24 protein-coding genes and 1 riboswitch are annotated in these 25,408 nt (G+C 67.4%); of the genes, 12 read left to right on the forward strand and 12 right to left on the reverse strand.

The window, feature by feature from the left end; genetic code table 11:
* The first annotated feature begins 157 nt into the window (after nt 1-157).
* The 5 genes from ASF44_RS11660 to ASF44_RS31715 all read left to right on the forward strand — a co-directional run bounded on the left by ASF44_RS11660 (nt 158) and on the right by ASF44_RS31715 (nt 5,662).
* Entirely contained in the window at nt 158-1,078 is a 921-nt protein-coding gene (locus ASF44_RS11660) for a restriction endonuclease (RefSeq protein ID WP_056899393.1), read from the forward strand.
* Between the two features lie 372 nt (nt 1,079-1,450).
* Nucleotides 1,451-2,164 carry a hypothetical protein gene (locus ASF44_RS31710; protein WP_156374461.1) on the forward strand — a complete coding sequence of 238 codons (714 nt, stop codon included), beginning with the start codon at nt 1,451-1,453 and terminating at the stop codon, nt 2,162-2,164.
* A gap of 231 nt (nt 2,165-2,395) precedes the next feature.
* The gene (locus ASF44_RS30955; RefSeq protein ID WP_082524702.1) at nt 2,396-4,081 is read left to right on the forward strand and encodes an AIPR family protein; all 1,686 of its coding nucleotides are present in this window, start codon (nt 2,396-2,398) and stop codon (nt 4,079-4,081) included.
* 314 nt (nt 4,082-4,395) lie between these two features.
* Nucleotides 4,396-5,061, forward strand: a complete 666-nt coding sequence (locus ASF44_RS30960; RefSeq protein WP_200930592.1) for a hypothetical protein — start codon at nt 4,396-4,398, stop codon at nt 5,059-5,061.
* A 289-nt stretch (nt 5,062-5,350) separates the two neighbouring features.
* Nucleotides 5,351-5,662 carry a hypothetical protein gene (locus ASF44_RS31715; RefSeq protein ID WP_156374462.1) on the forward strand — a complete coding sequence of 104 codons (312 nt, stop codon included), beginning with the start codon at nt 5,351-5,353 and terminating at the stop codon, nt 5,660-5,662.
* Between the two features lie 6 nt (nt 5,663-5,668).
* On the opposite strand, the gene ASF44_RS11665 is transcribed toward ASF44_RS31715, so the two are convergent.
* Nucleotides 5,669-6,565, reverse strand: a complete 897-nt coding sequence (locus ASF44_RS11665; protein WP_056899394.1) for a LysR family transcriptional regulator — start codon at nt 6,563-6,565, stop codon at nt 5,669-5,671.
* Nucleotides 6,566-6,637: 72 nt separating this feature from the next.
* On the opposite strand from ASF44_RS11665, the gene ASF44_RS11670 reads away from it, so the two are divergent.
* Nucleotides 6,638-7,066 (forward strand): PACE efflux transporter, encoded by a 429-nt coding sequence (locus ASF44_RS11670; RefSeq protein ID WP_056899455.1) that lies wholly within the window; start codon nt 6,638-6,640, stop codon nt 7,064-7,066.
* Nucleotides 7,067-7,111: 45 nt separating this feature from the next.
* On the opposite strand, the gene ASF44_RS11675 is transcribed toward ASF44_RS11670, so the two are convergent.
* The 7 genes from ASF44_RS11675 to ASF44_RS11705 form a co-directional block, all read right to left on the reverse strand.
* The gene (locus ASF44_RS11675) at nt 7,112-7,810 is read right to left on the reverse strand and encodes a glutathione S-transferase family protein (protein ID WP_056899395.1); all 699 of its coding nucleotides are present in this window, start codon (nt 7,808-7,810) and stop codon (nt 7,112-7,114) included.
* A gap of 282 nt (nt 7,811-8,092) precedes the next feature.
* Entirely contained in the window at nt 8,093-8,947 is an 855-nt protein-coding gene (gene phnX, locus ASF44_RS11680; RefSeq protein WP_056899396.1) for a phosphonoacetaldehyde hydrolase, read from the reverse strand.
* A 34-nt stretch (nt 8,948-8,981) separates the two neighbouring features.
* On the reverse strand, nt 8,982-10,115 hold the full coding sequence (locus ASF44_RS11685) for a TIGR03364 family FAD-dependent oxidoreductase (protein WP_056899397.1): 1,134 nt from the start codon (nt 10,113-10,115) through the stop codon (nt 8,982-8,984).
* Nucleotides 10,112-10,795, reverse strand: coding sequence for an HAD family phosphatase (locus ASF44_RS11690; protein WP_056899398.1), 684 nt, complete (start codon nt 10,793-10,795; stop codon nt 10,112-10,114). The genes ASF44_RS11685 and ASF44_RS11690 overlap by 4 nt, the downstream gene beginning before the upstream one ends.
* Nucleotides 10,792-12,498: a putative 2-aminoethylphosphonate ABC transporter permease subunit gene (locus ASF44_RS11695; protein WP_056899399.1), complete on the reverse strand. Its 1,707-nt coding sequence runs from the start codon at nt 12,496-12,498 to the stop codon at nt 10,792-10,794. The genes ASF44_RS11690 and ASF44_RS11695 overlap by 4 nt, the downstream gene beginning before the upstream one ends.
* Before the next feature lie 58 nt (nt 12,499-12,556).
* On the reverse strand, nt 12,557-13,720 hold the full coding sequence (locus ASF44_RS11700; RefSeq protein ID WP_082524703.1) for a putative 2-aminoethylphosphonate ABC transporter ATP-binding protein: 1,164 nt from the start codon (nt 13,718-13,720) through the stop codon (nt 12,557-12,559).
* The gene (locus tag ASF44_RS11705; protein WP_056899400.1) at nt 13,720-14,763 is read right to left on the reverse strand and encodes a putative 2-aminoethylphosphonate ABC transporter substrate-binding protein; all 1,044 of its coding nucleotides are present in this window, start codon (nt 14,761-14,763) and stop codon (nt 13,720-13,722) included. Before ASF44_RS11705 ends, ASF44_RS11700 begins: the two co-directional genes overlap by 1 nt.
* A gap of 163 nt (nt 14,764-14,926) precedes the next feature.
* On the opposite strand from ASF44_RS11705, the gene ASF44_RS11710 reads away from it, so the two are divergent.
* Together ASF44_RS11710 and ASF44_RS11715 are read left to right on the forward strand one after the other, a co-directional pair.
* The gene (locus ASF44_RS11710) at nt 14,927-15,655 is read left to right on the forward strand and encodes a phosphonate utilization associated transcriptional regulator (protein ID WP_056899401.1); all 729 of its coding nucleotides are present in this window, start codon (nt 14,927-14,929) and stop codon (nt 15,653-15,655) included.
* A 17-nt stretch (nt 15,656-15,672) separates the two neighbouring features.
* Complete coding sequence (locus tag ASF44_RS11715) at nt 15,673-16,236, forward strand: phosphonate degradation HD-domain oxygenase (RefSeq protein ID WP_056899402.1); 564 nt, start codon at nt 15,673-15,675, stop codon at nt 16,234-16,236.
* 62 nt (nt 16,237-16,298) lie between these two features.
* Here the strand turns inward: ASF44_RS11715 and ASF44_RS11720 are convergent, their stop codons facing one another.
* The 3 genes from ASF44_RS11720 to ASF44_RS11730 all read right to left on the reverse strand — a co-directional run bounded on the left by ASF44_RS11720 (nt 16,299) and on the right by ASF44_RS11730 (nt 18,594).
* Nucleotides 16,299-16,940: a dihydrofolate reductase family protein gene (locus tag ASF44_RS11720; protein ID WP_056899403.1), complete on the reverse strand. Its 642-nt coding sequence runs from the start codon at nt 16,938-16,940 to the stop codon at nt 16,299-16,301.
* Nucleotides 16,941-17,044: 104 nt separating this feature from the next.
* Nucleotides 17,045-17,653, reverse strand: coding sequence for a nitroreductase (locus ASF44_RS11725; RefSeq protein ID WP_369820918.1), 609 nt, complete (start codon nt 17,651-17,653; stop codon nt 17,045-17,047).
* 38 nt (nt 17,654-17,691) lie between these two features.
* The gene (locus ASF44_RS11730) at nt 17,692-18,594 is read right to left on the reverse strand and encodes a LysR family transcriptional regulator (RefSeq protein WP_056899457.1); all 903 of its coding nucleotides are present in this window, start codon (nt 18,592-18,594) and stop codon (nt 17,692-17,694) included.
* A gap of 110 nt (nt 18,595-18,704) precedes the next feature.
* Here ASF44_RS11730 and ASF44_RS11735 point away from each other — a divergent pair, with 110 nt between their 5' ends.
* The 3 genes from ASF44_RS11735 (at nt 18,705) to ASF44_RS11745 (ending at nt 22,952) form a co-directional block, all read left to right on the forward strand.
* Nucleotides 18,705-19,898, forward strand: a complete 1,194-nt coding sequence (locus ASF44_RS11735; protein ID WP_056899405.1) for a M20 aminoacylase family protein — start codon at nt 18,705-18,707, stop codon at nt 19,896-19,898.
* 58 nt (nt 19,899-19,956) lie between these two features.
* Nucleotides 19,957-21,294, forward strand: coding sequence for an MFS transporter (locus tag ASF44_RS11740; RefSeq protein WP_056899406.1), 1,338 nt, complete (start codon nt 19,957-19,959; stop codon nt 21,292-21,294).
* 123 nt (nt 21,295-21,417) lie between these two features.
* Nucleotides 21,418-21,518: riboswitch (glycine riboswitch) on the forward strand.
* A 159-nt stretch (nt 21,519-21,677) separates the two neighbouring features.
* Nucleotides 21,678-22,952, forward strand: coding sequence for a D-amino acid dehydrogenase (locus ASF44_RS11745; RefSeq protein WP_056899407.1), 1,275 nt, complete (start codon nt 21,678-21,680; stop codon nt 22,950-22,952).
* A gap of 34 nt (nt 22,953-22,986) precedes the next feature.
* Here ASF44_RS11745 and ASF44_RS11750 read toward each other — a convergent pair whose 3' ends face one another.
* Nucleotides 22,987-23,445, reverse strand: coding sequence for a nuclear transport factor 2 family protein (locus ASF44_RS11750; protein WP_056899408.1), 459 nt, complete (start codon nt 23,443-23,445; stop codon nt 22,987-22,989).
* A gap of 283 nt (nt 23,446-23,728) precedes the next feature.
* Here ASF44_RS11750 and ASF44_RS11755 point away from each other — a divergent pair, with 283 nt between their 5' ends.
* The gene (locus ASF44_RS11755) at nt 23,729-25,390 is read left to right on the forward strand and encodes a tannase/feruloyl esterase family alpha/beta hydrolase (protein WP_082524704.1); all 1,662 of its coding nucleotides are present in this window, start codon (nt 23,729-23,731) and stop codon (nt 25,388-25,390) included.
* The last annotated feature ends 18 nt before the right edge of the window (nt 25,391-25,408 follow it).

The following is a 25,408-nucleotide window of genomic DNA, read 5'->3' on the forward strand; positions in this document are numbered from 1 at the left end:
TGAGACCGTCCCGTGCGACGTCGTTGACGCGCTGGCAAGCAGCCCTTCCACCAATTGGTGGATGACGCGCGCGCCTAAATTTCAACGCCTGCGCGAATCCCTCATAGGATTGTTTCAGAAGGTTTCTGAATCGACATCTGTACGAGAGAGGGAGACGATGGGAAGACGGCGCAGATCCAGCACGGCGGACGATCTGATGGACCTGGTAGCGCTGCTGCCCTGGTGGGGCGGCGTGGCGCTGGCGGCTGTGTCGTATTGGTTGCTGCATGCCGTCGCCACCCGCCCTTTGCCGACCGTGCAGACAGGAAAACAGCTCAGCGAGGCGCTGCCCACCATGCTCTGGCAGGGGTTCGCCACGGGCGGCCAATACCTCATTCCCTTCATCTGCCTGCTGGGCGCATTGGCGTCGTTCCTGCGCCGACGCAAGCGCAAGGCGCTGTTCGACACCGCTTCACAGGCCTCGGGTCCCGACGCGCTGCAAGGCATGTCATGGCAGGAGTTCGAGATGTTGGTCGGCGAAGGCTTCAAGCGCCGCGGCTACACCGTGCGCGAAACGGGTGGGGGTGGCGCAGACGGTGGCGTGGACCTTGTGCTGACCAAGGGCGGCGAGAGGTTCTTCGTGCAGTGCAAGCAGTGGAAAGCGTTCAAGGTGGGCGTCTCCACGGTGCGGGAGTTGTACGGGGTGATGGCGGCGGAGGGCGTGGCCGGTGGTTTTGCTGTCACGTCCGGACAGTTCACAAAGGATGCGGCAGGGTTTGCGAGCGGGCGGAATATCCAGCTGCTCGATGGCCGGGCGTTGGCGCAGTTGCTGCGGGAGGGTCGCAGTCAGCAAACGGCAAAGGCCCGCACCGCCGAACGTAGCTCGCCGAACAACCCGGCTTCCGATGGACAGCAAACCCCGGCTGCGCAACGCGAGCAGCCCCACTCGTCTACGGAACCCACGGGCAACCCGAACTGCCCACGATGTTCAAAACCCATGGTTCGGCGCGTTGCAAAAAAAGGGGCGGCCACGGGAAAAGGTTTTTGGGGATGCTCAGCGTATTCGACCGGGTGTCGCGGAACTCGGGACATCGAATGACAGCAGAGTGCGAGGAATTAAAAGCTGGAGCGCTTTGTAATGAAATTTTCCTTCCGCTCTCGACCACGCGGACGTTGATGACCCTAGTCCACGTGGCGACACATGCTCAAACTTTGATCGAAATTCGTTAACAACCCGTATATAACTCATTAGACGTCACAGTGGAGATCTCGCGTGAGCATAGGGAATTGGTTCGTTCGTAGCTTGATAATTGCGCTATGCTTGTTCTTAGGTGTAGGAATTTTCTATCGATTCGTATACGTTGCTCCGGTCGAGGACCTCGGCGCAGGGGTTCTAGTGGTTCTTGCGTTGCTTGTTATCCTCGTTTTGAGCGAAAGCTTTAACAACTTTTCGCTTGGCTCCTTGCTTTCCATGAGCAAGGAAGTCGCCGAGAAGAAAGCACAGGTCTCTGAGCTAAAGACAGAAAATCGCGAATTGAGATCACAAGTTATCTCCATCGCAACCAACGTCTCCCAAAGACAAACAAGCACAAACATTCTCGGACTGCCTCAAGACCTCGCGAGGATGTTCACCATCACCTCCGCTGGGGAGGCAGAAGTAGAAGAGAAACAAGCAGAAGATCATCAAGCACCTGCGCAAGAACAACCAGTGCCTCGCCCTCGAAGACTCGACCGGCGAAGACTTGAGAATTTAGCGGTTGACCGTTTTCTAAAGGAAAATGATTTATCTCAATTTCCGATTGTTCACGAAGCAAAGCTAACTGCACAGATTGAAATAATTGATCAAGTTAGCACGTCTTCTCCAATATTTGATGCTTATCTCACGAGTCTGGACGCCGAAATATTTATTGAGGTTCAGAGCAGCAATCGCTTTGCTAACGCCTCGTTCATCAGGGATCGCTTATACGTGATGCTTACCAAGCTAAGTCACTACAAGGCGTTAAAGAAGACTAATGTTTTCATGTCCCTCGTACTTGTGAACCTACCCGGTGAAGAGGCGAGGCCAAGCCAACTCTCTCGTTTGTTCGCAGAATTTCAACCCGCAATATCGGGTGGGTTGCTGCGTATCGTCGAAATAGTTGTCACAGAGGAAGAAGCGGTGGACCTATACGATAGTGACGCCTAACAATTCATTCAATCCGACGCCGCTTCGCGCGGAACGTATTAATTTAAGCGTTATGTCGCTTGTGTTTAATGAAGCGCACCAAATCCGGAAACCAGCCCTTTTTCCTGGATTTTTAAAGCACCGTCTGCTCCGAGACCCAGGGCGAAGTTGCGATGGAGGACTTGACGTATATGCAAGTTAGCGCTCGTTACTGATTTTCTATTGTTCAAAACATTAAATTGAGGAGAAAAAATGCAGGCGGATTTGAAAGATATTCTTGACTCGATCGACGAATTGGCGCACCGGGGATCACTCACCAGGAGTCGCGCATTTGCAGCTTGGTTCGCGATCACCTTCTTCGATATCGAGGAGGATGATGCGCTCGAATCGGCTGCAGCGGATGGCGGGAATGATCAGGGAATCGACATCGCCTTCGCTGACGCGAGCAGCGAGGAAATTATGATTCTCCAAGCGCACTGCCCTGAAAACTTCACCAAGACCACGCCAAAGGCCAAATGGGATGCTGTTGTAGCTGCGATTCCCTACATTAGAAAGCCAAAGCTGCTTTCTGATGCTGGTCGCCCTGACTTGGCGGAGCAACTCCAGTCGCTCCAGAAGGCAAATCCAACTTATACGTATACCGTTGGCTTGATTACCCTTGGGAAGAAATCGGACCAAATTGATCGGTCTGTAACCGCTCATTCGAAGGATCCTGCCTGCGCAGGCATCAATTTTTTTCACTATGCCCAAGACGGAGTCTTAGGTAAGTATCAAAGCCTCATGGACGCGGAGGCTGGGATACCCGAGGACCATTTGCAGTTCTCCGGAAACTACTTTGAAGATTCCGGAGAGTACGGGCGCGCTTGGGTGGGATCAGTAAGTGCGGGTGAGTTGAAACGGCTCCACACGGCCCACCAAGACAAACTTTTCGCTGGCAACATTCGTCTTTTTCTTGGAGCACGCAAGGGCGGAATCAACGAGCAGATTATAAGAACTGCCCAAACGTCGCCGGGTAACTTTTGGGCTTTGAACAATGGCATCACCATCGTCGCGGACAGCGCCTCTCCAATTGGTAAGGCCAAGGGTTCTGGCCTTCAGCTCAAGCGATTCAGCATAGTTAATGGCTGCCAGACCACTTCAAGTCTCGTCCGCGCTGACGCGAAGGAGAAGGCGAAAGTACTTGCTCGGGTGATCGCGGCGAAAGTCGGCTTGAAGAATGAGATTGTCCGGTACAACAACTCACAGAACGCGGTAAAGATTTGGACGGTGCGCGCTGCCGATGAAATTCAGGAGCAACTGCGAAAAGAATTCCAGAAAGTCGGGGTCACTTACGCCCCTAAACAGGCCGGCTCTCGCCGCAGGCGAGACGCGCTCACAATTGAACTGGATAAGGTAACGCAGTATCTTGCTTCAGCGGAGCCCGCATACTTGATCCAAGCGATTGATAACAAGAGCGAGTTATTCGACGAGCCTTACCAGAAGCTTTTCAAGAAAGGCATTGGTGCGCCATCCGTCTATTTGGCTTGGCTCGTGGGCCAATTTGCCGACGAGGAGCGACAGAAGCACCTTGAAGGGTTAGGGGAAGACGAGAATGCGCCGCTGCTTGGCGTCACAAGCACTTACTGGATAACGTACTGTACGTTCAAAATTTTCGCAAAGCTTTCCGATCTATCGTCGCCCCAGATTACGGTTCAAAGAATGCGCGCAAACGAATTTGAGAATTCGCTTAGAAAGTATGTAAAGAAGGCGGTTGAAATGTTCTACGACGCGGCGGTTGACAGTTATGACCGCGAGCAATATGGGTCTTTTAAGAGTACCCTGAGATCCTCCAAGTTCCTTGCAAAGATCGATAGCAAGATCAACAGCAGAATTGTCAAGCTAACTGCAAAGTCTCTTCCTGACCTCGCCGCAACGGCGAAATCAGTCAAAGTATCTTAGCAAAAAGCGGTTGGATCTCTATTCCTTATAGTTCTAAGATTGGCAGGTGCAACCATAATTGGCGACATAACAAGTCGGTCGAGACCGACACACAACGGCAAGGCGTGCGGAGCGTGTGGGTGGTCGTACGCCTCGCGGCGCGTTGCCGTTGTGTGCGGCTGACCTCCGACGTTGGGCATCAGAGAAAGTCCTGATGTGGCTATCAAAGTCTCTCTGCGCAGTTGTTGGAGAGGTGCTCGCGAGCACCGGCTCACACGCGTCTCTCGAAGAACTGTTCATATGGTAGGGCGCAGCCGGCGAACCACCGAACCTCTATGACGTTCAACGTGGAAGAGCTGGTTATCCGTTGTGGTCAAGACCAGAATTTGGGAAGTCTTACGTTGCTCGGAAATCTTCTCGAAGAGTTCATGGATCTTCCGCCGAAGGATCCGGAGTATCTACCGGAATGGAGAAAAAAACGCGTGCGAGTAGACGCCGCGCTCGAAGAAAACGGCCTTCGATACTTTAGATTTGGTCGCGTTCTTCCCCAAGGCAACACGCCGGAAGAGAGGGAACTTCCAGCACGCATGACCACCGTTGCACCGCAGCCAGCGATGCCAGCGATGCCAGCGATGCCCAGTAATATCGAGGAACTTCTTGAAGTCGTCGTCCGAGGGCTGCGGCAAGCTATGCATCCGTTGACACACCGTCGCAAAGGATCCCAGCTGCTCTACTTTGGCAAAGAGTACGGCGTCCAAGATCTCTTGCACGCGCTGCTACGGCCCTGGATTAGCGATATCCGGCCGGAGGAACTCACTCCTAACTATGCCGGATCAAGTACACGCATGGACTCTCTCTTGCCTGCACATCAGCTGGTGATAGAGATAAAAATCGTCAGAGATCGTGCGCATTCGAAGCGAGTGGACGATGAACTTATTATCGACATCGAAAACTACAGGAAGCGTTCTGAATCCAAGACACTCTGGTGTGTCGTCTATTAATCGGACAGTCTTATAACAAATGCGCCAGGCTTGAAGGCAGACCTAGACGGGAAACAAGAAACTGCGCTCGGGGATGTTTTCGTCAAGACATTCATTCTCTGATCTCGTGACGCCTAACCCTCATTCCAGCGGACGCCTTCGGCGCCGCTGAAGTCAGACATTGGGGGGCCTCTTTCAAAATACACACGCTTTGGGCGCGAAGCAAATAAAGCGGGATTTCATCTCAAGATATTCAAAATATTCGATCTGCAGATCCAGCGCCAGAAATCATCAACAACGAGCGCGGCGAATGAAAAAATCCTTAGTCCTTTTGGTGCTCATCGGCACCTCCGCGTCGGCACAGGTTCCAACTATATTGCTGGAAGCCTGCAACCAGTTGGAGCCCGCAAGCAAGCGGCTCGATTGCCTGAAGGCCGCGGCAGGCGCCGCCTCGAAACCGCGGAAATCGCAGCCGCTTGCGGCAATCGGCAGCGGCCAATCCGCCATGCCAAGTTCAGCCCGCGCAGCACCAACCTCTTCCAGCCAAACCTGCTTCGTCGGCCCGCGCGGCGGCACCTACACCATCACCCGTAGCGGCAAGAAAAACTACGGCGGCTGCTGACTCCCTTCACCCCGCCCGCGCCCTCTCCATCCCCTCCACCAAATACCTCCCCCCCAACCCCAACGGCCTCTCGCGCGACCACACCACGTCCACGCAGAGCGCCATCCCGTTGTCCAGCGTCTTGAGCGGCAAGGCCACCAGCCGCCCGCGGTCCAGCCGCTCCTGCACCAGGCTGGTCGGCAGCCAGCCCCAGCCCAGGCCGGCTTCGAGCAGGCCCATCGCGGCCTCGGGGCTGTCGGTGTGCCACACGTGACGGCCGAACACCACGCGCGGGTCGGCCACGCCGCCGTCGCGGCCGGCGATCACCACCTGGCGGGTGTTGGCCAGTTGCAGGGCGCCCAGGCCGGTGGGTTGACCGGCCTCGTCCAGCAGCGCGTGGCCGGGCGCCACCACGGCCAGCAGCGTCTCGTTGCCGACCTGGCGGAAGGCCTCGCGCCCGTCCAGCCGGGGGCGCTCGAACACCAGCGCCAGCTGCGCGCGGCCCGTATGCAGCATGGCCAACGCGTCGGCCTGGGGCGAGACCAGCACCTCCACGTCCAGCAGCGGGTGCTCGGCCGCCAGCTGCGCCAGCGGGCCTGTCCAGCGCGACGACAGCAGCTCGGGCGTGATGGCCAGCGTGAGCCGCTCTTCCAGCCCCTGCGTGAGGGCCAGCGCATGCGCGTCCAGCGCGCGCAGCTGCTGCGCCAGCTGCCGGGCCTGCGGCTCCAGCGCGCGCGCGGCGGCGGTGGGCTGGGGCTCGCGGCCGCTGCGGTCGAACAGCGGGATGGCCAGCTCGGCCTCCAGGTTGGCGATGGCCATGCTCACGGCCGAAGGCACGCGGCCCAGCGAACGCGCGGCAGCGGAAAACGAGCCCTGGTCGAGCACGGCCAGGAACAGCAGGACGGTGTCGGAGGTGAATGCCATGCCGCCAATCTATCAGCCACGCTGACATGAGTTGACTTTTTCTTTCAGCACACCGCTCATACAGTGCGGTCCATGCAAGGCATTCAACGCAAGATCGTCTACGTCACCCTTTACGAAGGGATCGCCATCCTGTGCGCCAGCGTGGGGCTGGCCCTGCTGTCCGGCCAGGGCGCGGGCACGTCCACGGCGCTGGCCACGGTGTGCTCCGTGATCGCCGTCATCTGGAACCTGGTGTTCAACACGCTGTTCGAGGCGTGGGAAAAGCGCCAGCCCGTGCGCGGGCGCTCAGTGCAGCGGCGCATCGCGCATGCGCTGGGCTTCGAGGGCGGGCTGGCGGCCATCCTGGTGCCGCTGTTCGCGTGGTGGCTGGACATCGGCCTGTACGAGGCCCTGCTGTTCGACGCCGCACTGCTGCTGTTCTTCCTGGTCTACACCTTCGTCTTCAACTGGGGCTTCGACCGGGTGTTCGGGCTGCCGGCCTCGGCCGCCCAGCCGGCCTGACACCGCCTGCCAAGGCCCGGAGGCCGCATGGTGCGGCCGCCTCGTTCAGGGCGCAGGGGACTTCGGCACGGCGTCGTAGCGCATGTCGGCGGCCGAGTGGCGCGCGATCTCGGCCATCTGGTCGCGCTCGGCCTGCAGATGGGCCGGGCGCGCCAGCATCGTCTGCTGCCAGGCGGCCAGTGCTGGCAGATCGTCCAGCAGGCCGAGCCGCTGCGCGATCTTGAGGATGGAGGCCAGCAACAGATCGGCCACCGAGAAGGCATAGCCCACGAACCATGGGCGCCCGCCGCGCGCCTGCTCCAGCATGGCCAGCCGCGCCTTGGCCTGCGCCACGACCACGGGCCGCCGGGCGGCCTGGGCGGCCGCGTCGTCCATGAAGTACTCGACCTCGGCCACATTGAAGAGGAAGGGCTCGATGGAGTTGAGGCCGCAGACGACCCACTGGAGCGCAGCCGCGCGCTCGGGCGTTCCTTCGGCGCCGATGCAGCGGCCCGCGCGCATGGCCACGTCGAGCACGATGGCGCCGCTTTCGAACAATGGCGGCCGGCCCTCTTCCTCCAGCACGGGCAGCTGGCCAAAGGGCTGCAGGCTGCCCCGGTAGCCGGTCGACTTCATCGTGGGCGCGTCGACCAGCCGCACGTCGTACGGCCAGCCGACCTCGTTGAGGATCCAGCGCACGCGGTGGTCGCGCACCTGGCCGGCCGCGAACGGCGGCGCCCACTTCATGGCAGTGACGGTGATCATGGGATGCCCTCCAATTGCATGCCGTTGCGCGGCCTGCGCAGCCCGCGCGCCAGGCCCTGCCAGCGGCCGGATGTGCCCTGCCAACTCGTTGAGTGGATGGCGCGCCGGGGCATGGCCGGGTCGGCATGCAGCGCATCCGCATGCCGGCAGAGGCCGACAGCCGCACGCGGGCGTTGTGCCGCGCATTGGCAGACGGCTCCGGGGCGCGACGCGCCTGCATGCACGCGCCCTGCCAGTCCGCCGTGAAGGTATGCCCCCGGAGACCGCGCCGCGCCCGTCCCATCAGCCCGGCAGCTCGCCGCGGGCCAGCCGCTCGGCGATCGCGTCCAGCACGGGCGGCAGGTCGGCCACGGAGTCGACCACGTAGTGCGCGCCCGCGCCGCGCAGCCGGGCGGTGGCTTCGGCGCGGCGGGTGTCGTGCTCGGCCGGCGGCAGCGCCTGCCAATCGGCCAGCGGCAGCCCCATGGCATTGCCGCTCACGGCCACGCCCACGGCCCAGGTGCCGGCGTGCAGGCCTTCTTCGATGCCGACCTCGGTGTCGTCCACCTTGACCACGGTGGCGGGCCAGCAGATGCCCAGGTCGGCAAAGCAGCGCCACATCATCAGCGGCGTGGGCCGGCCGGTGGCCTGGTCGCCGGCGCAGACCAGGTTGTCGGGCACGTAGCCACCCTTGGCGGCGATGGCCGTCACCACCTCCATGATGGGCCGGTTGTAGCCCGTGGTGGAGCCCACCTTGAGGCCGCGCGCGCGCACGGCGGCCACGGCCTGCAGCGCGCCGGGGATGAAGGCGGCAAAGTCGGGCACCACGGCGGCGTTGAGCGGCGTGAAGACCTCGTACAGCCGGTCGACATCGGCGTCGGTGGGCAGGTGGCCGTATCTGGTCTCCCATTGCGCGGCGACATCGGGCAGCCGCGTGAGGGCCTGGATGTGGTCCCACTTGGCCAGGCCCATGGGGCCGCGCGCCTGCGCGATGCTGAGGGCGATGCCGAACTGCTCGAACAGCCGCACGAAGGCGCCCATGGGCGCGCAGGAGCCGAAGTCGAGGATGGTGCCGGCCCAGTCGAAGACGACGGCGCTCAGGCGGTCGCGGGCGGTGGACACCGGTGCGGGGATCGGTGCGGGGGATGTCTGTTGCATGGTGCTGTCTTGCGTGTGTGTGATGGCTGCAGGCTCACCAGGCGGCGAACACATCCTCGGCGATGCCGAAGGCCGTGCTGGCGCCGGTGCCGCTGGTGACCAGCACCACGCGGGTGGCGTCGTCGGGCCGGTCGATCAGGCAGTCGGCCTGGGCCGACGACGGGTAGGTGCCCACCCAGCGCTGGGTGACTTCGCAGCTGCGCAGCCGGAGCGTCTCGCGCAGGTGGCGCAGGATCAGCGTCTCCACGCGCTGGTCGGCGAAGGGCTCGGGCGCAGCGCCGTAGTGGTGCGAATCGCCCACGACAAGCGAGCCGTCGGCGCTCTGCACCACGATGAGGTGGATGCCGTGGGCCAGCGATTCGCCCTCCTCGCGCTGCATCTGCGCCTTGAGCGGCGCCGCCTCGGGCAGCTGGCTGTAGCCGTGGTAGCGCACCAGGCTCAGGTCGGCCATCACCGAGCCGGGCAGCTTGAAGCCGGGCTCGGGCTGCACGCGCAGCATCTGCAGCTGGCACAGGCGCAGCGCGTGCGGGGCCAGCCGCTCGGCGAACAGGCCGTGCAGCTCGGTGTTGGTACACACGGCCACACGCTCGGCGTGCAGCACGGTGCGCGCCGTGCGCACGTGCGGCGTGGCCACTTCGAGCACCGCCTCGCCAAAGCGGAACACCACGCCATGCACCTCGGCCAGCCAGCGCGCCATGAGGCCGATGGCGGTGCGCGACTCCACGCGCATCTCGTGCGGGCTGTAGAGCACGCCCTGCGCGCCCTCCAGCTGCAGCGCGGGGGCGCGGCGTGCTGCCTCCTGGGTGTCCAGCAGCTCGCAGCCGGCGGCCATCTCCGTGCGCAGGAAAGCCTCCAGCACGGTGCGGGCCAGCGGCCGGAAGGCCGTGAGGTAGAGCCCCTGGTGCACGGTGGCGATGCCGGCCTGCGGCGCCACCTCGCCCCAGACCTCGCGCGCGCGCCGGGCGCGGCGCCAGGTGTCGCCAGCGCCCTGGCCGGTGACGGTGATGAAGCCGAAGTTGCGGATCGAGGCGCCGACGCAGGCGGCGTCGCGCTCGACCACGCAGACCTTGAGGCCGCGGCGCGCGGCGGTGTAGGCATGGGCCAGGCCGACGATGCCGGCGCCGACCACGACCAGGTCGAAATGGGTGGAGGCGTTCAAGGTGCTCATGGTGTGGTGCGCAGCAAGCGCAGAACCGGCCAGTGGCGCTGCTGCGCGTGGGCCAGCAGCCGCGCGTCGGGGTCGACGGCGCAGGGGTGGCCCACCGCCAGCAGCAGCGGCAGGTCGTTGATGGAATCGCTGTAGAAGGCGGCGCTGGCGAGTGCGGCGTCGGCATCGTCGCCGCGCGCGGCCAGCCAGTCGCGCAGCCGCGCGAGCTTGCCCTCGCGCATGTTCAGCGTGCCGGTGGTGCGGCCGGTGAAGCGGCCGTCCGGCGCAGTCTCCAGCTCCGTGGCGATCAGGTGCGGAAAGTCCAGCGCCTGCGCGCTGGGCTCGGCCAGGATGCGGCTGGAGGCGGTGGTCAGCACCAGCCGATCGCCGGCGGCGCGGTGCTGCTGCACCAGCGCGTGCGCGGCGGCGGGCAGGCGCGGCGCCAGCACGGTGGCGAAGTAGTCGTCGCGCAGCGGCTGCCACTCCTGCGGCGTGCGGCCCGCGAACAGCGCGGCGTAGAAGCCGCAGAACTCCTCGGCCGTGGCTTCGCCGGCGTGGTAGCGGCGGTCCATCTCGGCGTTGCGCGCGGCCATGGCCGCGTCCAGCAGGCCGCGGGCGCGCAGGTGGTCGAGCCACAGCACCTCGCTGTCGCCGGTCAGCAGCGTGTTGTCCAGGTCGAACAGGGCGAGCCGTGACGTCATCGCGCAGGCGTCTTCCATGCCTGCGTGCGCCGCTCCACCAGCTTGCCCACCGCCAGGTAGAACAGCGTGACCACGGCCGAGGTGGCGGCGATCAGCACGGCCATGGCGGCGGCGGGGCCGGTCTCGCCGGCTTCGTCCAGGTTCAGGATGGCGAGCGAGGCCACCCGCGTGTCGGGCGCGTACAGGAACACCAGGGCCGAGATGGTGGTCATGGCGTTGATGAAGAAGTAGCGCGACACGTCCAGCAGCGCCGGCAGGCAGATCGGCAGCGTGACGCGCCGCAGCGTGGTGAGCAGCGGCACCTTGAGCGAGGCCGACACGGCCTCGAACTCGCCGTCGATGGACTTGAGCGCCGTGACCATGGTGATGTGGCCCGTGGTGTAGAAGTGCACCACGGTGCACAGCACCATGAGCGCCAGCGTCTGGTACAGCCCGCCCAGCGGGTTGCCTGGCGCGTTGAAGAAGAAGATGTAGCCCAGGCCCAGCACCAGCCCGGGCACGGCCATGGGCAGCGTGGCCATGAGGCGCAGCGCCGGCCGCACCGGGCCGAGGCCGCGCGTCTTCTCCAGCAGGTAGGCGCCCATGAACACCATGGCCGTGCCCACCACGGCGGTGCAGGCCGCCAGCTGCAGGCTGTTGCGCATGGCGCCGCCCAGGCCCGCATCGAGCAGGCCCGAGACGTAGTGGTTCAGGCTGGGCGTGAGGTTGTAGGGCCAGAAGCTGGCGAACGAGGCGAACACCGCCATGCCGAACATGGCCAGCACCAGCGCCACGATGAGGCCGCAGTACAGCGTCATCGCCACATCGAAGCCGCGCCGGGGCCGCGGCACCAGAGCCACGGCGCGCGCCGTGAGCGTGGCGGTCTGGCGGCGCTGCACGGCCGCGTCGATGCCGAAGCTCAGCACGGCCGGCGCCAGCAGCAGCAGCGCCACGACGGCCCCGCGCTGGAAGTCCTGCTGGCCGATGACGAGCTTGAACACATCGGTGGCCAGCACGTTGAAGTTGCCGCCCACCACCTTGGGGATGCCGAAGTCGGTGATGACCAGCGTGAAGCAGACCATCGCGGCCGAAACCAGGCCGTACTTGGCGCCCGGCAGCGTGATGGTGAAGAACTTGCGCACGGTGGAGGTGCCGAGCGCGTCGGCCGCCTCGTACAGCCGCGCGTCGGCCAGCGCCAGCGCGGTGACCAGGATCATCAGCACGTGCGGGAACGTGGCGAAGCACTGCGCCAGCACGATGCCGCTGGCGCCGTAGATGCTCTCGAACCCCAGCGCCTGCCAGAACGCCTTGGCGATGCCCTGGTTGCCGAACCAGTAGATCATCGAGATGGCCGACAGCAGCGAGGGTGCCAGCAGCGGCAGCAGCATGGCGGTGCGCAGCAGGCCCTTGCACGGCATGCAGCTGCGCGTGAGCGCGTAGGCGAAGGTGAAGGCCAGCGGCACCACGATGGCCGTGACCAGCAGCGACACCCACAGGCTGTTCCACAGGCTGCCAAGCAGCGCCGGCGAGGCCAGGTACGCGGCGAACGCGGCCAGGGCGGCATCGCCGCGCAGCGCCTGGGCCAGGATGGCGGCCAGCGGCGCCAGCAGGCCCACCACCAGCAGCAGCGCCATCGCCAGCAAGCCGAGCTGGGGCAGGCGGTCGCTCCAGCCCTGGCGCAGCCGCGGCGCCGGTGGGTTCAACGCGCCGGCCAACGTATTCATGACATACCTTCGCGCTGCGCGCTGCGGTGCTGAGCACCTTGGGGCGGCCCGGCGGTGCTCATGCGCTGGCCTCCTGCGCTTCGAACACGCGCAGGCGGTCGGTGCGCAGCGCAAAGCGCATGCGCGCGCCATGGCGCACGTGGAACTCGTCCATCTGGTTCAGCGAGTACTGCAGCTGCAGCCGCTGGCCGCCCAGGCCGTCCACCGCCACCTCGGCCAGGCAATTGCCGCCCAGGAACTCGATGCCCAGCACCGTGCCTTCGCACAGCGCGGGGTCATCCTCGCGCAGCGGGCCGACGACGCGGTCTTCCGGCCGCAGGTACAGCGCCACCGGGCGGCCGGGGCGGACAGCGGGGCCCCGCTGCGGCGCGCATTGCCAGCGCTGGTCGCCGCAGCGGACCCATTGCCCGCCGTCCGCCACGGCGTCGAGCCGGTTGACCTTGCCGATGAAGCCGGCCACGAAGGGCGTGGCCGGCTCGCGGTAGACCTCGGTGGGCGTGCCCACCTGCTCGATCACGCCGTGGTTCATCACCACGATGCGGTCGGCCACGGACAGCGCCTCTTCCTGGTCGTGCGTGACCATGATCGTGGTCACGCCGAGTTCGCGCTGCAGCGCGCGGATCTCGTTGCGCAGGTGCACGCGCACGATGGCGTCCAGCGCCGACAGCGGCTCGTCCAGCAGCAGCAGGCCGGGCGAGGTGGCCAGCGCGCGCGCCAGCGCCACGCGCTGCTGCTGGCCGCCCGACATCTGCGCCGGGTACTTGGCACCGCTGCCTGACAGGCCGACCAGCGCCAGCAGCTCCTGCACGCGGGCGGCGATCTGCGCGCGCGGCTGGCGCCGGTTGACGAGGCCGTAGGCCACGTTGTCGGCGATGGTGAGGTTGGGGAACAGCGCGTACGACTGGAACACGATGCCGTAGTCGCGCTGCGCCGGCGGCAGCACCGAGATGTCGCGCCCGGCCTGCAGGAGGCGGCCGGCGCTCTGCACCTCCAGGCCCGCGATGATGCGCAGCAGCGTGGTCTTGCCGCAGCCCGAGGGGCCGAGGAAGCAGACGAATTCGCCACGCGGGATGTCCAGGTCGATCGCCTGGAGCGCCGTGAAGCCGCCGAAGCGCTTGTGCACGCCTTCCAGGCGCAGGTAGGCGGCGCCGGTGGCCGCCGCCTTGGGGGCGGGCACGGCGGCGGGCCGGATGCCGGCCCCATCGTCGCGGGCGGCGTGCATCACTTCTTCGCTTCGCTCTTGGCGTCGTAGCGCTTCGTCCACTCGGTCAGCACGCGGTCGCGGCTGGCGGCGGACTGGTCGAAGTCCATCTTGATCAGGCGCGCCTCGTAGTCGGCCGGGATGTGGGCCAGCTTGGGCGCCACGCCGGGCTGCGCGGTGACGGCGAAGTTCTTGCCGTAGAGCAGCATCGCGTCCTTGGACGAGGCCCAATCGGCCAGCTTCCTGGCCGCGTCCAGCTTCTTCGTGCCCTTGTGGATGGCGAAGCCTTCCAGGTCCCAGCCCAGGCCTTCCTTGGGGAACACCAGCTCGATGGGCGCGCCCTTGGCCTTGTTGGTGTAGCCGCGGTACTCGAACGAGATGCCGGCCACGAACTCGCCGGCCGAGGCCATGTTGCAGGGCTTGGAACCCGAGTGCGTGTACTGGGCGATGTTCTGGTGCAGCGCGTCCATGTACTTCCAGCCGCCGCCCTTGCCGTTGTCGTCGCCCCACATCTGCAGCCAGGCGGCGACGTCGAAGTAGCCGGTGCCCGAAGAGGCGGGATTGGGCATCACCACCTGGCCCTTGAACTCGGGCTTGAGCAGGTCCTGCCAGCTCGTGGGCACGGGGATGTTCTTCTTCTTGGCCTCCACGGTGTTGAAGCACACCACGGCGCCGAACACGTCCATGCCCCACCAGGCCGGCGGCGTCTTCTTGTCGCGGTACTTGGCCATGATGGCGTCCAGGTTCAGCGGCGCGTAGGGCTCGAGCATGCCGTTCTTGTCGAACAGCGCGAGGCTGGAAGCGGCCACGCCCCAGATCACGTCGGCCTGCGGGTTGGCCTTCTCGGCCAGCAGCTTGGCCGTGACGACGCCGGTGGAGTCGCGCACCCACTTGATGGCGATGTCGGGGTGGACCTTGTTGAAGGCTTCCTGGTAGGCCTTGAGCTGGTCGGTCTCCAGCGCGGTGTAGACCGTGAGGTCGGTCTTCTGCGCGTGGGCTGCAACGCCGAAGGCCAGGCCCAGGGCAAGCGCTGCGATGTTCTTGGAAGTGAGGGCGAGGGACATGAAACGACTCCTGGTCTTGAGGGAACAGCCGGCAATGTGCCGAGCGGAAATGTCATCCTCATGACATGGAGCCGTTGGAAAATGCGGCCAGGGATCGCTGATTGTCAATTGCAGATCGTCAATCGTAGACAATCTTCATTCTGCAAACGCACCGAAGCCGGCCATGTCGAACACTTCTTCCACCCATCCCACGATCGCGCAGCTGCAGGGCAATTCGCTGCCCAAGCTGGTGCAGGGCGAGATCGAACGCATGATCCTGGACGGCCAGCTGCTGCCCGGCGCCAAGCTCACCGAGTCGCTGCTGGCCGACCAGCTCGGCGTCTCGCGCGGGCCGGTGCGCGAGGCCTTCCGCCATCTCGAAGAGGCCGGCCTGGTCCGCACCGAGAAGAACCGCGGCGTGTTCGTGCGCGACGTGCCGGTCGACGAGGCGCTGGAGATCTTCGAGGTGCGCGCGGTGATGGACCTGTACGTGGGCCGCAAGATCGCGCAGACCGCCACGCCGGCCGAGGTGCGCGAGCTGCGCCAGCTGGTCGACGCGATGGACCAGGCGGTGAAGGCCGGCAACGCGCAGGACTACCACCGCTTCAACCTCCGCTTCCACGACCGGCTGCTGGAGCTGGCCGGCAACGGCAAGCTGATCGCCACCTACCGCAAGCTGGTCAACGAGCTGTCGCTGTTCCGCCGCAAGAACCTCACCACCGAATCGATGGCCGTGTATTCGCGCGAGCACCGGCAGATCGTCAAGGCCATCGCCTCGGGCGACGCCGAGGCCGCCGGGCAGGCCATGTACGACCACGTGATGAACAGCCGCGAACGCACGCGGCTGAACTTCGCAACGCGCGAACCCTCGCCGGCGCCGGCACGCGCGGCGCGGCGTTCGGTCGCCGCCTGACGCGCAGCGGGGCCCGCATGGCATTGACGCTGCAAGACATCGGCACGCTGTTCGACCGCCGCGGTGCCGAGCAGTACAGCGGCGAGCCGGTCACGCAGCTGGAGCATGCGCTGCAATGCGCCGCGCTGGCCGAGCAGGCGGGCGCCGGCGACGCGCTGGTCACGGCCGCGCTGCTGCACGACCTGGGCCACCTGCTGAACGACCAGGGCGCATCGCCCACGCTGCGCGGCATCGACGACCTGCACCAGTTCTACGCCCTGCCCTTCCTGCGCGGCCTGTTCGATGGCGCGGTGCTGGAGCCGATCCGCTGGCATGTGGACGCCAAGCGCTACCTGTGCGCCACGCGCGCGCATTACCACGCTGCGCTGTCGGAGGATTCGCGGCGCAGCCTGGCGCTGCAGGGCGGCGTGTTCTCCGCCCAGCAGGCGGATGCCTTCATCGCGCGGCCGCATGCCGGCGATGCCGTGCGGCTGCGGCTGTGGGACGACCAGGCCAAGACGGCCGGCCTGGCCACGCCGCCGCTGGAGCATTTCCTCGCGCGGGCTGCGCGCTGCCGCCACGGCACGGCCGCGGCGCGCTGAGCGGCCGGCCCATCCGCCGCACACCTGCGGGAGCGCTCGGCTCCGGCCGTTCTGTCCGTGCCTCAGCGCCGGCGCAGCACCAGGTGCTGTGCCTGCTCGGTGGCCTGGTGCTCGGCCACGGCAAAGCCCAGCGCCGGCAGGTCCAGCCCCTGCAGCAGCGCCTCGCCCTGGCCCAGCAGCACGGGCGACTGCACCAGATGCATCTCGTCCACCAGGCCGGCCTGCAGGTACTGGCGCACGGTGGCCACGCCACCGCCCAGGCGCACGTCGCGGCCGGCGGCGGCGGCACGCGCGCGCTCCAGCGCCACGTGGATGCCCTCGGTGACGAAGTGGAAGGTGGTTCCGCCCATGGCCAGCGGCGCGCGGGCGTGGTGGGTGAGCACGAAGACGTCGCAGTGGTAGGGCGGCTCGTCGCCCCACCAGCCGCGCCAGCTGTCGTCCGGCCAGGGGCCGCGCACGGGGCCGAACATGTTGCGGCCCAGGATCCACGCGCCGATGTTCTCCAGGCCGCGCTGGGCGAAGGCGTCGTCGGCACCGGTGCTGCCGCCGGCCTGGCCGATCATGCGGCGGAAGGTCTGCGTGCCGCGGAACCAAGTGTGCAGGCCCTCCCCGCCCACGCCCATGGGTTTCTCGAGGCTCTGCGAAGGGCCGGCACCGAAGCCGTCGAACGACAGGCTGAAGCAGGCGACGCGAAGACGTGACATGGATGTGCTCCTGGGGTTGTGGATGCCGCCACGACGAACGGCAAGGTGCCGATTCGACACCAGCCGCAGCGGCCCGGCGGCACCGGGGCGGCCACGGCCCGTTGCTAGGCCGCCGGCCCGCGCCACTCGCGCACGTGCGGCGCGGGGTCGGCGCGCTCGGCGGGAGGCTGCTCGCGCTGGGGCGGCGTGCCCACGTAGACGAAGCCGAGCAGCCGCTCGTTGCCGGCCAGGCCCAGGCCGGCATGTACCGTGGGGTCGTAGGCGTTGGGGCCCGAGACCCAGAAGCAGCCGTAGCCCTGCAGGTGCAGCGCGTTCAACAGGTTCATGGCGGCAGCGCCCGTGGCCACGGTCTGCTCGATCTCGGGCACCTTGGGGTGGTGCTGCACATGCGCCACCACGGCCACCAGCAGCGGCGCGACCAGGGCCTTGCGGCGAAAGCGCTCGGCATCGCCTTCGGGCTCGCGCAGGCGCGCGGCCTGCACGAACAGGTCGCCAAGGCGCTCGCGCGCCGCGCCGCGGATGAGCACGAAGCGCCACGGGCGCAGCGCGCCGTGGTCGGGCGCGCACATGGCGGCGGCGAAGGCGCGCTGGAGCTCGGCCTCGCTCGGGATGGGCTCGGCCAGCGGCCAGGGGGAGCGGCGCGTGAGCAGCAGGTCCAGCGCCTGCTGGGCGATGGGTTCGGTCGGCGGTGCGGAGAGGGTCATTGCCGGCACTATAGATGCGAGGCGCTCTCAACTGCGCCGGCCTGCCTTCAGCGGGCCGGCGCGTCGGCATCGCGCATGCGCCTGCGCATGAGGTCGCGCACGATCGCCAGCGCAGGCGCCTCGGCGCGCGCGGCCAGCGTGACCAGTCCGAACTGCGCCGGCAGCGCGATGGCGGGCTGTACCGGCAGCTCCACGAGATCGGGCGCGGCGGCGCGGATGGCCACCACCACGGTGTCGCTCTCGCGCGCCACGTCGACCAGGCTGGCGATCTCCTCGCAGCGCAGCGTGACGCTCTCGCGCGGGTGCGCCTGCGGGCCGTAGCGCTCCACGAGGTGGCGCGCCACCTCGTCGCTGAGCGGGGTGGAGGCCAGCGGGTACTGGCGCAGCGCCGCGAAACGCAGCGCGCCCTTCCAGCGCGTGAGCGGATGGCCAGGCCGGCACAGAAAGGCGCCGCGCATGGTGACGACCTCGCTCACCTGCAGGTCGGGGCTGGGCGGCATGGCGCGGATGTCGAGCACCAGCGCATCCAGCGCGCGCTCGCGCAGCGACTGCACCAGCACCATCGTGTGGCCGCGCGCGATCGTCAGCCGCACGCTGGGATGGCGCGTGGCCATCTCGTGGCCCAGCGCGGTCATGAGCATCGCGCCGGGGCCGGAACTCATGCCCACGCGCAACGCGCCGGTGCGCCCGGCGCTCATGCTGCGGCCGCTGGAAGAGAGCTCGTCGGTGTCGAACACGATCTGGCGGGCGCGCTGCGCGATCTCGCGGCCGAAGGGCGTGGGTTCGGTGCGCTTGCCGACGCGGTCGAACAGGGGCTGGCCGAGTTCGTCCTCCAGTGCGCGGATGCTGCGGCTGAAGGCGGGCTGGGTGAGGCACACGGCAGCGGCCGCGCGCGTGAACGAGGCCGCGTCGGCCAGGGCGATCAGGTGGCGGAGCTGGACCAGCGTCATGGCAGGCAAGGAATGCAGTGGCCGCATCATATGCCTGCGAAGGATGCATTGGATGTTTGATCGGGCGACTCTTAGAGTCTGCGGCGTACCACCCCACGAGAGCCCACGCCATGCAACTTTCCACAGAACCCGAAGGCGCCTACCTCGCCACGGCGCGGCAGCACGCCGTCGACGAATTCATCCGCATCCGCCGCGAGATCCACGCCGAGCCCGAGCTGGGTTTCGAGGAGCACCGCACCGCCGCTCTGGTGGCCGGCAAGCTGGAGGATTGGGGCTATGCGGTGGAGCGCGGCGTGGGCGGCACCGGCGTGGTCGGCCGCCTGGTGCGTGGCGACGGCACACGCCGCCTGGGCCTGCGCGCCGACATGGACGCGCTGCCCATGGCAGAGCGAAGCGGCAGGCCCTGGGCCAGCCGCCGCCCCGGCGTGATGCACGCGTGCGGGCACGACGGCCACACCGCCATGCTGCTGGCGGCCGCGCGCCGGCTGGCCGACGACACGCGCTGGAGCGGCACGCTGGTGCTGGTCTTCCAGCCTGCCGAGGAAGGCGGGGGGGGCGCGCTGCGCATGATGGAGGACGGCCTGTTCGACCGCCATCCCTGCGACGCCATCTTCGCGATGCACAACATGCCGGGCCTGCCGCTGGGCCACCTGCAATTCCGCGAGGGACCGGCCATGGCGTCGAGCGACTACGCCACCATCACGCTCGAAGGCGTGGGCGGCCATGGCGCCATGCCGCACCGCGCCAGCGACCCCATCGTGGCGGCGGCCAGCCTGGTGATGGCGCTGCAGACCATCGTGTCGCGCAACGTCGATCCGCAGCAGACCGCGGTGGTGACGGTGGGCGCGCTGCAATCCGGCCAGGCCAACAACGTGATCCCGGCCAGCGCACGGCTGGAGATCAGCGTGCGTGCGCTCGATGCCGGCGTGCGCGCACTGCTGGAACAGCGCATCCGCGCGCTGGCCACCACACAGGCCGAGGGCCTAGGCTGCACGGCCCGCGTGGACTGGCGGCGCGGCTACACGGTGCTGGTGAACACGCCGGCCGAGACCGCGCTGGCGCGTGCCGTGGGCCTGGAACTGGTCGGCGCCGAGCGCGTGACGCTACAGGGCCCCGCACTGACGGGCAGCGAGGACTTCGCCTTCATGCTGGAACGCGTGCCGGGCAGCTACCTGCTCGTGGGCAACGGCGAGGGCGAAGACAGCTGCATGGTCCACAACCCGGGCTACGACTTCGACGACCGCAACATCGCCGTCGGCGCGGCGTACTGGACGCTGCTGGCGCAGCGGTTCCTGACGGCCTGAGCCCTCCAGCCCCGCTGCCACCCTCGCCCCCCGCCCCCTTCCCCTGCGAAAGCCCCGCATGTCCACCACCGCCCTGCCGCCGCTCGACGCGACCCCGCCCACGCGCAGCGAAACCACGCCGCGCGCCACCGACACACCGCAGGCCACCGGCGTGCCGCGCCGCATCGTGGCCGCCACCGTCGCGGGCAACGCGCTGGAGTTCTACGACTTCGTCACCTACGCGTTCTTCGCGGTCTACATCGGCCGCGCGTTCTTCCCGGCGTCCACACCGCTGGCCAGCCTGCTGCTGTCCGTGGCGGTGTTCGGCGTGGGCTTCGTCACGCGCCCGCTGGGCGGCGTGCTGATCGGCATGTTCGCCGACCGAGCGGGCCGCAAGCCGGCCATGCTGCTGACCATCGCGCTGATCACGGTCGGCACGCTGGGGCTGGCCCTCACGCCCTCGTACGCGCAGATCGGCATGGCGGCGCCGCTGATCGTGGTGTTCTGCCGCCTCGTGCAGGGCATCGCGCTGGGCGGCGAGGTGGGGCCGGCCACGGCCTTCCTGGTCGAGGCCGCGCCGCCGGGCCGGCGGGCCTTCTACTCGGGCTGGCAGCTGGCCAGCCAGGGCATCGCCACGCTGGTGGCCGGCCTGATCGGCATGGCCGTCATCGCCACCCTCACGCCCGAACAGCTGCAGCACTGGGGCTGGCGCCTGCCCTTCCTGCTGAGCCTGTTGCTGGTGCCGCTGGCCGTGTACCTGCGCCGCGAGATGCCCGAGACGCTGCATGCAACCGGCGGCATGCGCGAACACGCGGGCTTCGCCACGCTCGCGCGGCACCGGCGCACCATCGGCCTTGCGGTACTGGTGATCCTGGGCGGCACGGTGTCCAACTACGTCGGCAACTACATGACGACCTATGCCATGGCCACGCTGAAGTTCGCGCCGCTGGTGGCCATGGGCGCCACGGTGATGATGGGCGTGGCCACCTTCGGCTTCGCACTGCTGGGCGGCTGGCTGGCCGACCGCCATGGCCGCAAGCCCGTGATGCTGTGGCCGCGCCTGGCCACGGCGCTGCTGGTGGTGCCGGCCTTCCTGTGGCTGATCGACCAGCCCAGCCTGCCCGTGCTGCTGGCCGTGACGCTGGTGATCTCCGCGCTGGGCGCGATGAGCGGCGGTGCCAGCATCACCGCCATCCCCGAGCTGCTGCCGCGCGGCATCCGCGCCAGCGGGCTGTCGATCGCCTATGCCGTGGGCGTCTCGCTGTTCGGCGGCACCACGCAGTTTGTCGTGACCTGGCTGATCGAGGCGACCGGCAACAAGGCCGCGCCGGCCTGGTACGTGGCGATCACGAGCCTGGTGACGGCAGCCGCGATGCTGGCCATGCCCGAGAGCCGCGACCGCAACATCGACGGCTGAAAAACCACACCGCCCCGGCGCGCCAGGCCCAGTGCTTGGCAGGCCGGGACGGCCGCGCAACAATCGCGGCCCTGGCGGCACCGCAAGGTCCGCCACACCCGGCCGGCATCCTGGATGCCGACCGGCGTGGGATCGGGAGAGTCCGCACCGCAGCACAGGCCGCGGTCGGCGCCGAAGGAGCAACCGCCCCGGAATCTCTCAGGCAAAAGGACCGGCCCCACGCAAAGAACTCTGAAGAGCGCCCGGCGGCAACGCCAACCGGGTGCACCGAAGGAGCAAGCGCAGCTTCATAGCCGCGTGAATCTCTCAGGTCCGGAACAGAGGGGGTGTCCGCTGCACGGTCGTGCAGCGGTCCCAACCCCTGGCGTGTTCTGGAGCCTCACATGACCCCCTCCCACATCGCCGTGGTCGGCGGCGGCATCACCGGTGTGACCACCGCCTACGCTTTGGCGCGCCGCGGCTTTGCCGTGACGCTGTACGAGCGGCACCGCTACGCCGCGATGGAAACCTCGTTCGCTAACGGCGGCCAGCTGTCGGCCTCGAACGCCGAGGTCTGGAACCTGCCATCCACCATGCTCAAGGGCCTTCGATGGATGCTGCGCGCCGATGCGCCGCTGCTGGTCTCGCCCAAGCCGAGCTGGCACAAGCTGTCGTGGTTCGCCGAGTTCATTGCCGCGATGCCGCACTACGAGCGCAACACCGTGGAGACCGCGCGGCTGGCGATCGCCGCGCGCGAGCACCTGTTCGACTGGGCCGAGACCGAGGGCATCGCGTTCGACCACCAGCGCGAAGGCATCCTGCACATCTACCGCGACCAGGCCGGCTTCGCGCACGCGGGCCGCGTGTCCAGGCTGCTGGCGCAGGGCGGGCTGCAGCGCCGCGCGGTGACGCCTGGCGAGATGCGGGCCATCGAGCCCACGCTGGCCGGCGACTACTACGGCGGCTGGTACACCGAGAGCGACAGCACGGGCGACATCCACCGCTTCACCGTCGGCCTGGCGCAGGCCGCCAGCCGGCGCGGCGTGCACTGCCTGTACGAGCAGCAGGTCGAATCGGTGCAGCGCGATGCCGGCGGCGTGACCATCACCGCCACCGGCCCGGACGGCCAGCGCGGCCAGCACCGGCACGACGGCGTGGTGGTCTGCGCCGGCGTGGCCAGCCGCCAGTTCGCCGCCGCGCTGGGCGACCGCGTCAACATCTACCCGGTCAAGGGCTACTCGATCACCGTGCACCTGGACGACGAGGCCAGCCGCGCCGCCGCGCCCCAGGTGAGCCTGCTTGACGACGCGACCAAGCTGGTCACGAGCCGCCTGGGCCCGGACCGATTCCGCGTGGCCGGCACGGCCGAGTTCAACGGCGAGAACCGCGACATCCGCGCCGACCGCATCCGCCCGCTGGTGGACTGGGTGCGCGACTGCTTCCCGGGCGTGGACACGCGCCGCGTGACGCCCTGGGCGGGCCTGCGGCCGATGCTGCCTGACATGCTGCCGCGCGTGGGGCGTGGCCGCTCGGCCAACGTGTTCTACAACACGGGGCACGGCCACCTGGGCTGGACGCTGTCGGCCGTGACGGCGGACATGGTGGCCGGCACGGTGGCCACGGCCTTCGGCGGCTCGGCGTCCGTGCCCACCGCACCGCGGGCCACGGCGGCGGCCTGATGGGCAGCGGCCGGCGCCGCGCGGCGCGCCGGCCCTAGAACATCGTGTTGCCGTTCGCGGCCTTCTCGGGGATGGGCTGCACCGCGTCCCAGTGCTCGACGATCCTGCCCTTCTCGAGGCGGAAGATGTCGACGATGGCGCTGCCGCGCGTGCCGGGCTCGCGCACGGCGTGCACGTGCAGGATCACGTGGTCGCCATCGACGAACGAGGCCTTGATCTCGCTGCGCGACTGCGGGAACTTGTCGCGCAGGAAGCCGATGAACTTGCGAAAGCCCTCGGGGCCGTCCTCGGCGCCGGGGTTGTGCTGGATGTAGCGGTCGCCGACGTACTGCAGCGCCGCATCGGCGTCCTTCTGGTTCAGGCCTTTTTCGTAGAAGGCCAGTACCGTCTGCCGGTTGGCCTCTTCCTGCGCGGTGCGGGTCTGCGACCAGCCCGGCAAGGATGTGAGAACCAGGGCGGCGCCAAGCGCCAAGGTGGCTGAACGCAGTTGCATCGGATGGTCTTTCGGCAGAACGGCAGGAGGGCGCGAGGATAGCGCGGACCTCGGCGCGGCCATGCCCGCGCGCCGATGCGCTGCGCCATGCCGGTGCATCCTGCACCAGCATCGATGGCGTGTGAGCACTCCACTTTCTCCAACACCACCTTCCCGCCTGAGGCGGGACGCCATCGCGGCATGGCTCATTGCTTGCTAGCCCCATCGAGCGTATACGCTGGAAGTGGCGCGCCCTTGCCGCCCCGCTGCTGCGCGCCGTACCCCTTCACCCCTGGAGTAAGCCATGAGAAGACTGCGCAATGCCACGATGCCCGCCGGTGCCTTCCTGTTGACCCTTGCCCTGTCCGGTTGCGGGGGCGGCGATGGCGACCCCGAGCCGGTCGCAATGACGCTCGACCAGTTCCAGTCGGCGTGCGCCGCGCTCAACGGCACGGCCGTCGCGGGCGGCGCGGTGAGCGAGTCGACGTTCACGGCGGCGTCCGATGGCGCGGTCACCGCGACCGCGGTGCCGCAGCACTGCCTGCTGCGCGGCACGATGAACCAGCGCACCGGCATCGACGGCAAGCCCTATGCGCTCGGCTTCGAGATGAGCCTGCCCTTCGCCTGGAACAAGCGCTTCTACTACCAGGGCGGATCGGGCGTCGACGGCACCCTGTTCCGTGCCGTGGGTGCCTACACCGGCGGCGGCAACACGCGCAACGCGCTGCTCGACGGCTACGCGGTCGTCACCACCGACTCCGGCCACCGCGCCGAATCGGGGGTGGCCAACGGCAGCTTCCTGTTCGGCGCCGATCCGCAGGCGCGCGACGAATACGGCGACCGGCAACTGCCCCAGGTGACGGCAGCGGCCAAGCTGCTCATCCGCAAGTTCTACGGCATCGTGCCGGTGCGCTCGTACTTCGTCGGCTGCTCCAACGGCGGCCGCCAGGCCATGGTCGCGGCCCAGCGCTACCCCGACCTGTTCGACGGCATCGTGGCCGCGGCACCAGGCTTCCGGCTCACGCAGGCGTCGATCCAGGGTTCGGTCTACCAGGCGCAGATCGCGGCGGCCATCGCCCCCATGGGCGCCGATGGACGGCCGGACATCACCAAGCCGCTCACGGCCGACGACCAGGCCGTGGTGCGCCGGCGCATCCTGGACGCCTGCGATGCACTGGACGGCGCCACGGACGGCATGGTCAGCCGCATGAGCGCCTGCAAGCCCGATCCGCTGGCCTGGGCCTGCCAGCCAGGCGAGAGCGGCAACTGCCTGTCGGCCCCGAAGGCCGACTACGTGAAGAAGCTGTTCGACGGCGCCAGGACCACCGCGGGCGCGCAGATCTATGCGCCATGGCCCTTCGACCCCGGCATGGCGGCGCAGTCGGCCAATCCGTTCTACACCATCTTCGCCGGCGAGGCCTCGCACATCTACACCACGCCGCCGACGATCACGGCCGACCTGCTGGGCTATGGGCTCACCGCCAGCGTGGACGTGGAGTTCGCCAAGCTCAGCGCCACCAACGCCACCTTCACGCGCTCGGGCAACGACTTCACCAACGCCGAGTCGCCGGACATGGACCGGTTCCGGGCGCGTGGCGGCAAGCTCATCGTGTTCAATGGCGCGGCCGACCTGGCGTTCTCCATCCACGACGTCGAGAGCTACTACAAGAAGGTGCAGGCACGCTACGGCGCCGACCAGGCGGCCGGCTTCGCGCGGGCCTTCTTCGTGCCGGGCATGGGCCACTGCTCGGGCGGCGCCTACGGCACCGACCAGTTCGACGCCGTGGGCGCGCTGGTGGACTGGGTGGAAAAGGGCACGGCGCCCGACGTGATGGTGTCCACGGCGCGGGCCGCGGCCGGTGTCGCCTGGCCCGGCCGCACCCGCCCCTTGTGCGCCTATCCCAAGGAAGCCATCTACAAGGGCTCCGGCAGCATCGAGGACGCCGCCAACTTCAGCTGCCAGTAGCGCGGCGCGCACTGCGCA

Source organism: Pseudorhodoferax sp. Leaf274 (genome assembly GCF_001422445.1).
Taxonomy (GTDB): Bacteria; Pseudomonadota; Gammaproteobacteria; order Burkholderiales; family Burkholderiaceae_C; genus Pseudorhodoferax.

Bases quoted from the DNA above. Each gene is read 5' to 3' on its own strand.
- ASF44_RS11660 (WP_056899393.1), top strand. From the start codon at position 158: ATGGGAAGACGGCGCAGATCCAGCACGGCGGACGATCTGATGGACCTG.
- ASF44_RS31710 (WP_156374461.1), top strand. From the start codon at position 1,451: ATGAGCAAGGAAGTCGCCGAGAAGAAAGCACAGGTCTCTGAGCTAAAG.
- ASF44_RS30955 (WP_082524702.1), top strand. From the start codon at position 2,396: ATGCAGGCGGATTTGAAAGATATTCTTGACTCGATCGACGAATTGGCG.
- ASF44_RS30960 (WP_200930592.1), top strand. From the start codon at position 4,396: ATGACGTTCAACGTGGAAGAGCTGGTTATCCGTTGTGGTCAAGACCAG.
- ASF44_RS31715 (WP_156374462.1), top strand. From the start codon at position 5,351: ATGAAAAAATCCTTAGTCCTTTTGGTGCTCATCGGCACCTCCGCGTCG.
- ASF44_RS11665 (WP_056899394.1), bottom strand. From the start codon at position 6,565: ATGGCATTCACCTCCGACACCGTCCTGCTGTTCCTGGCCGTGCTCGAC.
- ASF44_RS11670 (WP_056899455.1), top strand. From the start codon at position 6,638: ATGCAAGGCATTCAACGCAAGATCGTCTACGTCACCCTTTACGAAGGG.
- ASF44_RS11675 (WP_056899395.1), bottom strand. From the start codon at position 7,810: ATGATCACCGTCACTGCCATGAAGTGGGCGCCGCCGTTCGCGGCCGGC.
- phnX (WP_056899396.1), bottom strand. From the start codon at position 8,947: ATGCAACAGACATCCCCCGCACCGATCCCCGCACCGGTGTCCACCGCC.
- ASF44_RS11685 (WP_056899397.1), bottom strand. From the start codon at position 10,115: ATGAGCACCTTGAACGCCTCCACCCATTTCGACCTGGTCGTGGTCGGC.
- ASF44_RS11690 (WP_056899398.1), bottom strand. From the start codon at position 10,795: ATGACGTCACGGCTCGCCCTGTTCGACCTGGACAACACGCTGCTGACC.
- ASF44_RS11695 (WP_056899399.1), bottom strand. From the start codon at position 12,498: ATGAATACGTTGGCCGGCGCGTTGAACCCACCGGCGCCGCGGCTGCGC.
- ASF44_RS11700 (WP_082524703.1), bottom strand. From the start codon at position 13,720: ATGCACGCCGCCCGCGACGATGGGGCCGGCATCCGGCCCGCCGCCGTG.
- ASF44_RS11705 (WP_056899400.1), bottom strand. From the start codon at position 14,763: ATGTCCCTCGCCCTCACTTCCAAGAACATCGCAGCGCTTGCCCTGGGC.
- ASF44_RS11710 (WP_056899401.1), top strand. From the start codon at position 14,927: ATGTCGAACACTTCTTCCACCCATCCCACGATCGCGCAGCTGCAGGGC.
- ASF44_RS11715 (WP_056899402.1), top strand. From the start codon at position 15,673: ATGGCATTGACGCTGCAAGACATCGGCACGCTGTTCGACCGCCGCGGT.
- ASF44_RS11720 (WP_056899403.1), bottom strand. From the start codon at position 16,940: ATGTCACGTCTTCGCGTCGCCTGCTTCAGCCTGTCGTTCGACGGCTTC.
- ASF44_RS11730 (WP_056899457.1), bottom strand. From the start codon at position 18,594: ATGACGCTGGTCCAGCTCCGCCACCTGATCGCCCTGGCCGACGCGGCC.
- ASF44_RS11735 (WP_056899405.1), top strand. From the start codon at position 18,705: ATGCAACTTTCCACAGAACCCGAAGGCGCCTACCTCGCCACGGCGCGG.
- ASF44_RS11740 (WP_056899406.1), top strand. From the start codon at position 19,957: ATGTCCACCACCGCCCTGCCGCCGCTCGACGCGACCCCGCCCACGCGC.
- ASF44_RS11745 (WP_056899407.1), top strand. From the start codon at position 21,678: ATGACCCCCTCCCACATCGCCGTGGTCGGCGGCGGCATCACCGGTGTG.
- ASF44_RS11750 (WP_056899408.1), bottom strand. From the start codon at position 23,445: ATGCAACTGCGTTCAGCCACCTTGGCGCTTGGCGCCGCCCTGGTTCTC.
- ASF44_RS11755 (WP_082524704.1), top strand. From the start codon at position 23,729: ATGAGAAGACTGCGCAATGCCACGATGCCCGCCGGTGCCTTCCTGTTG.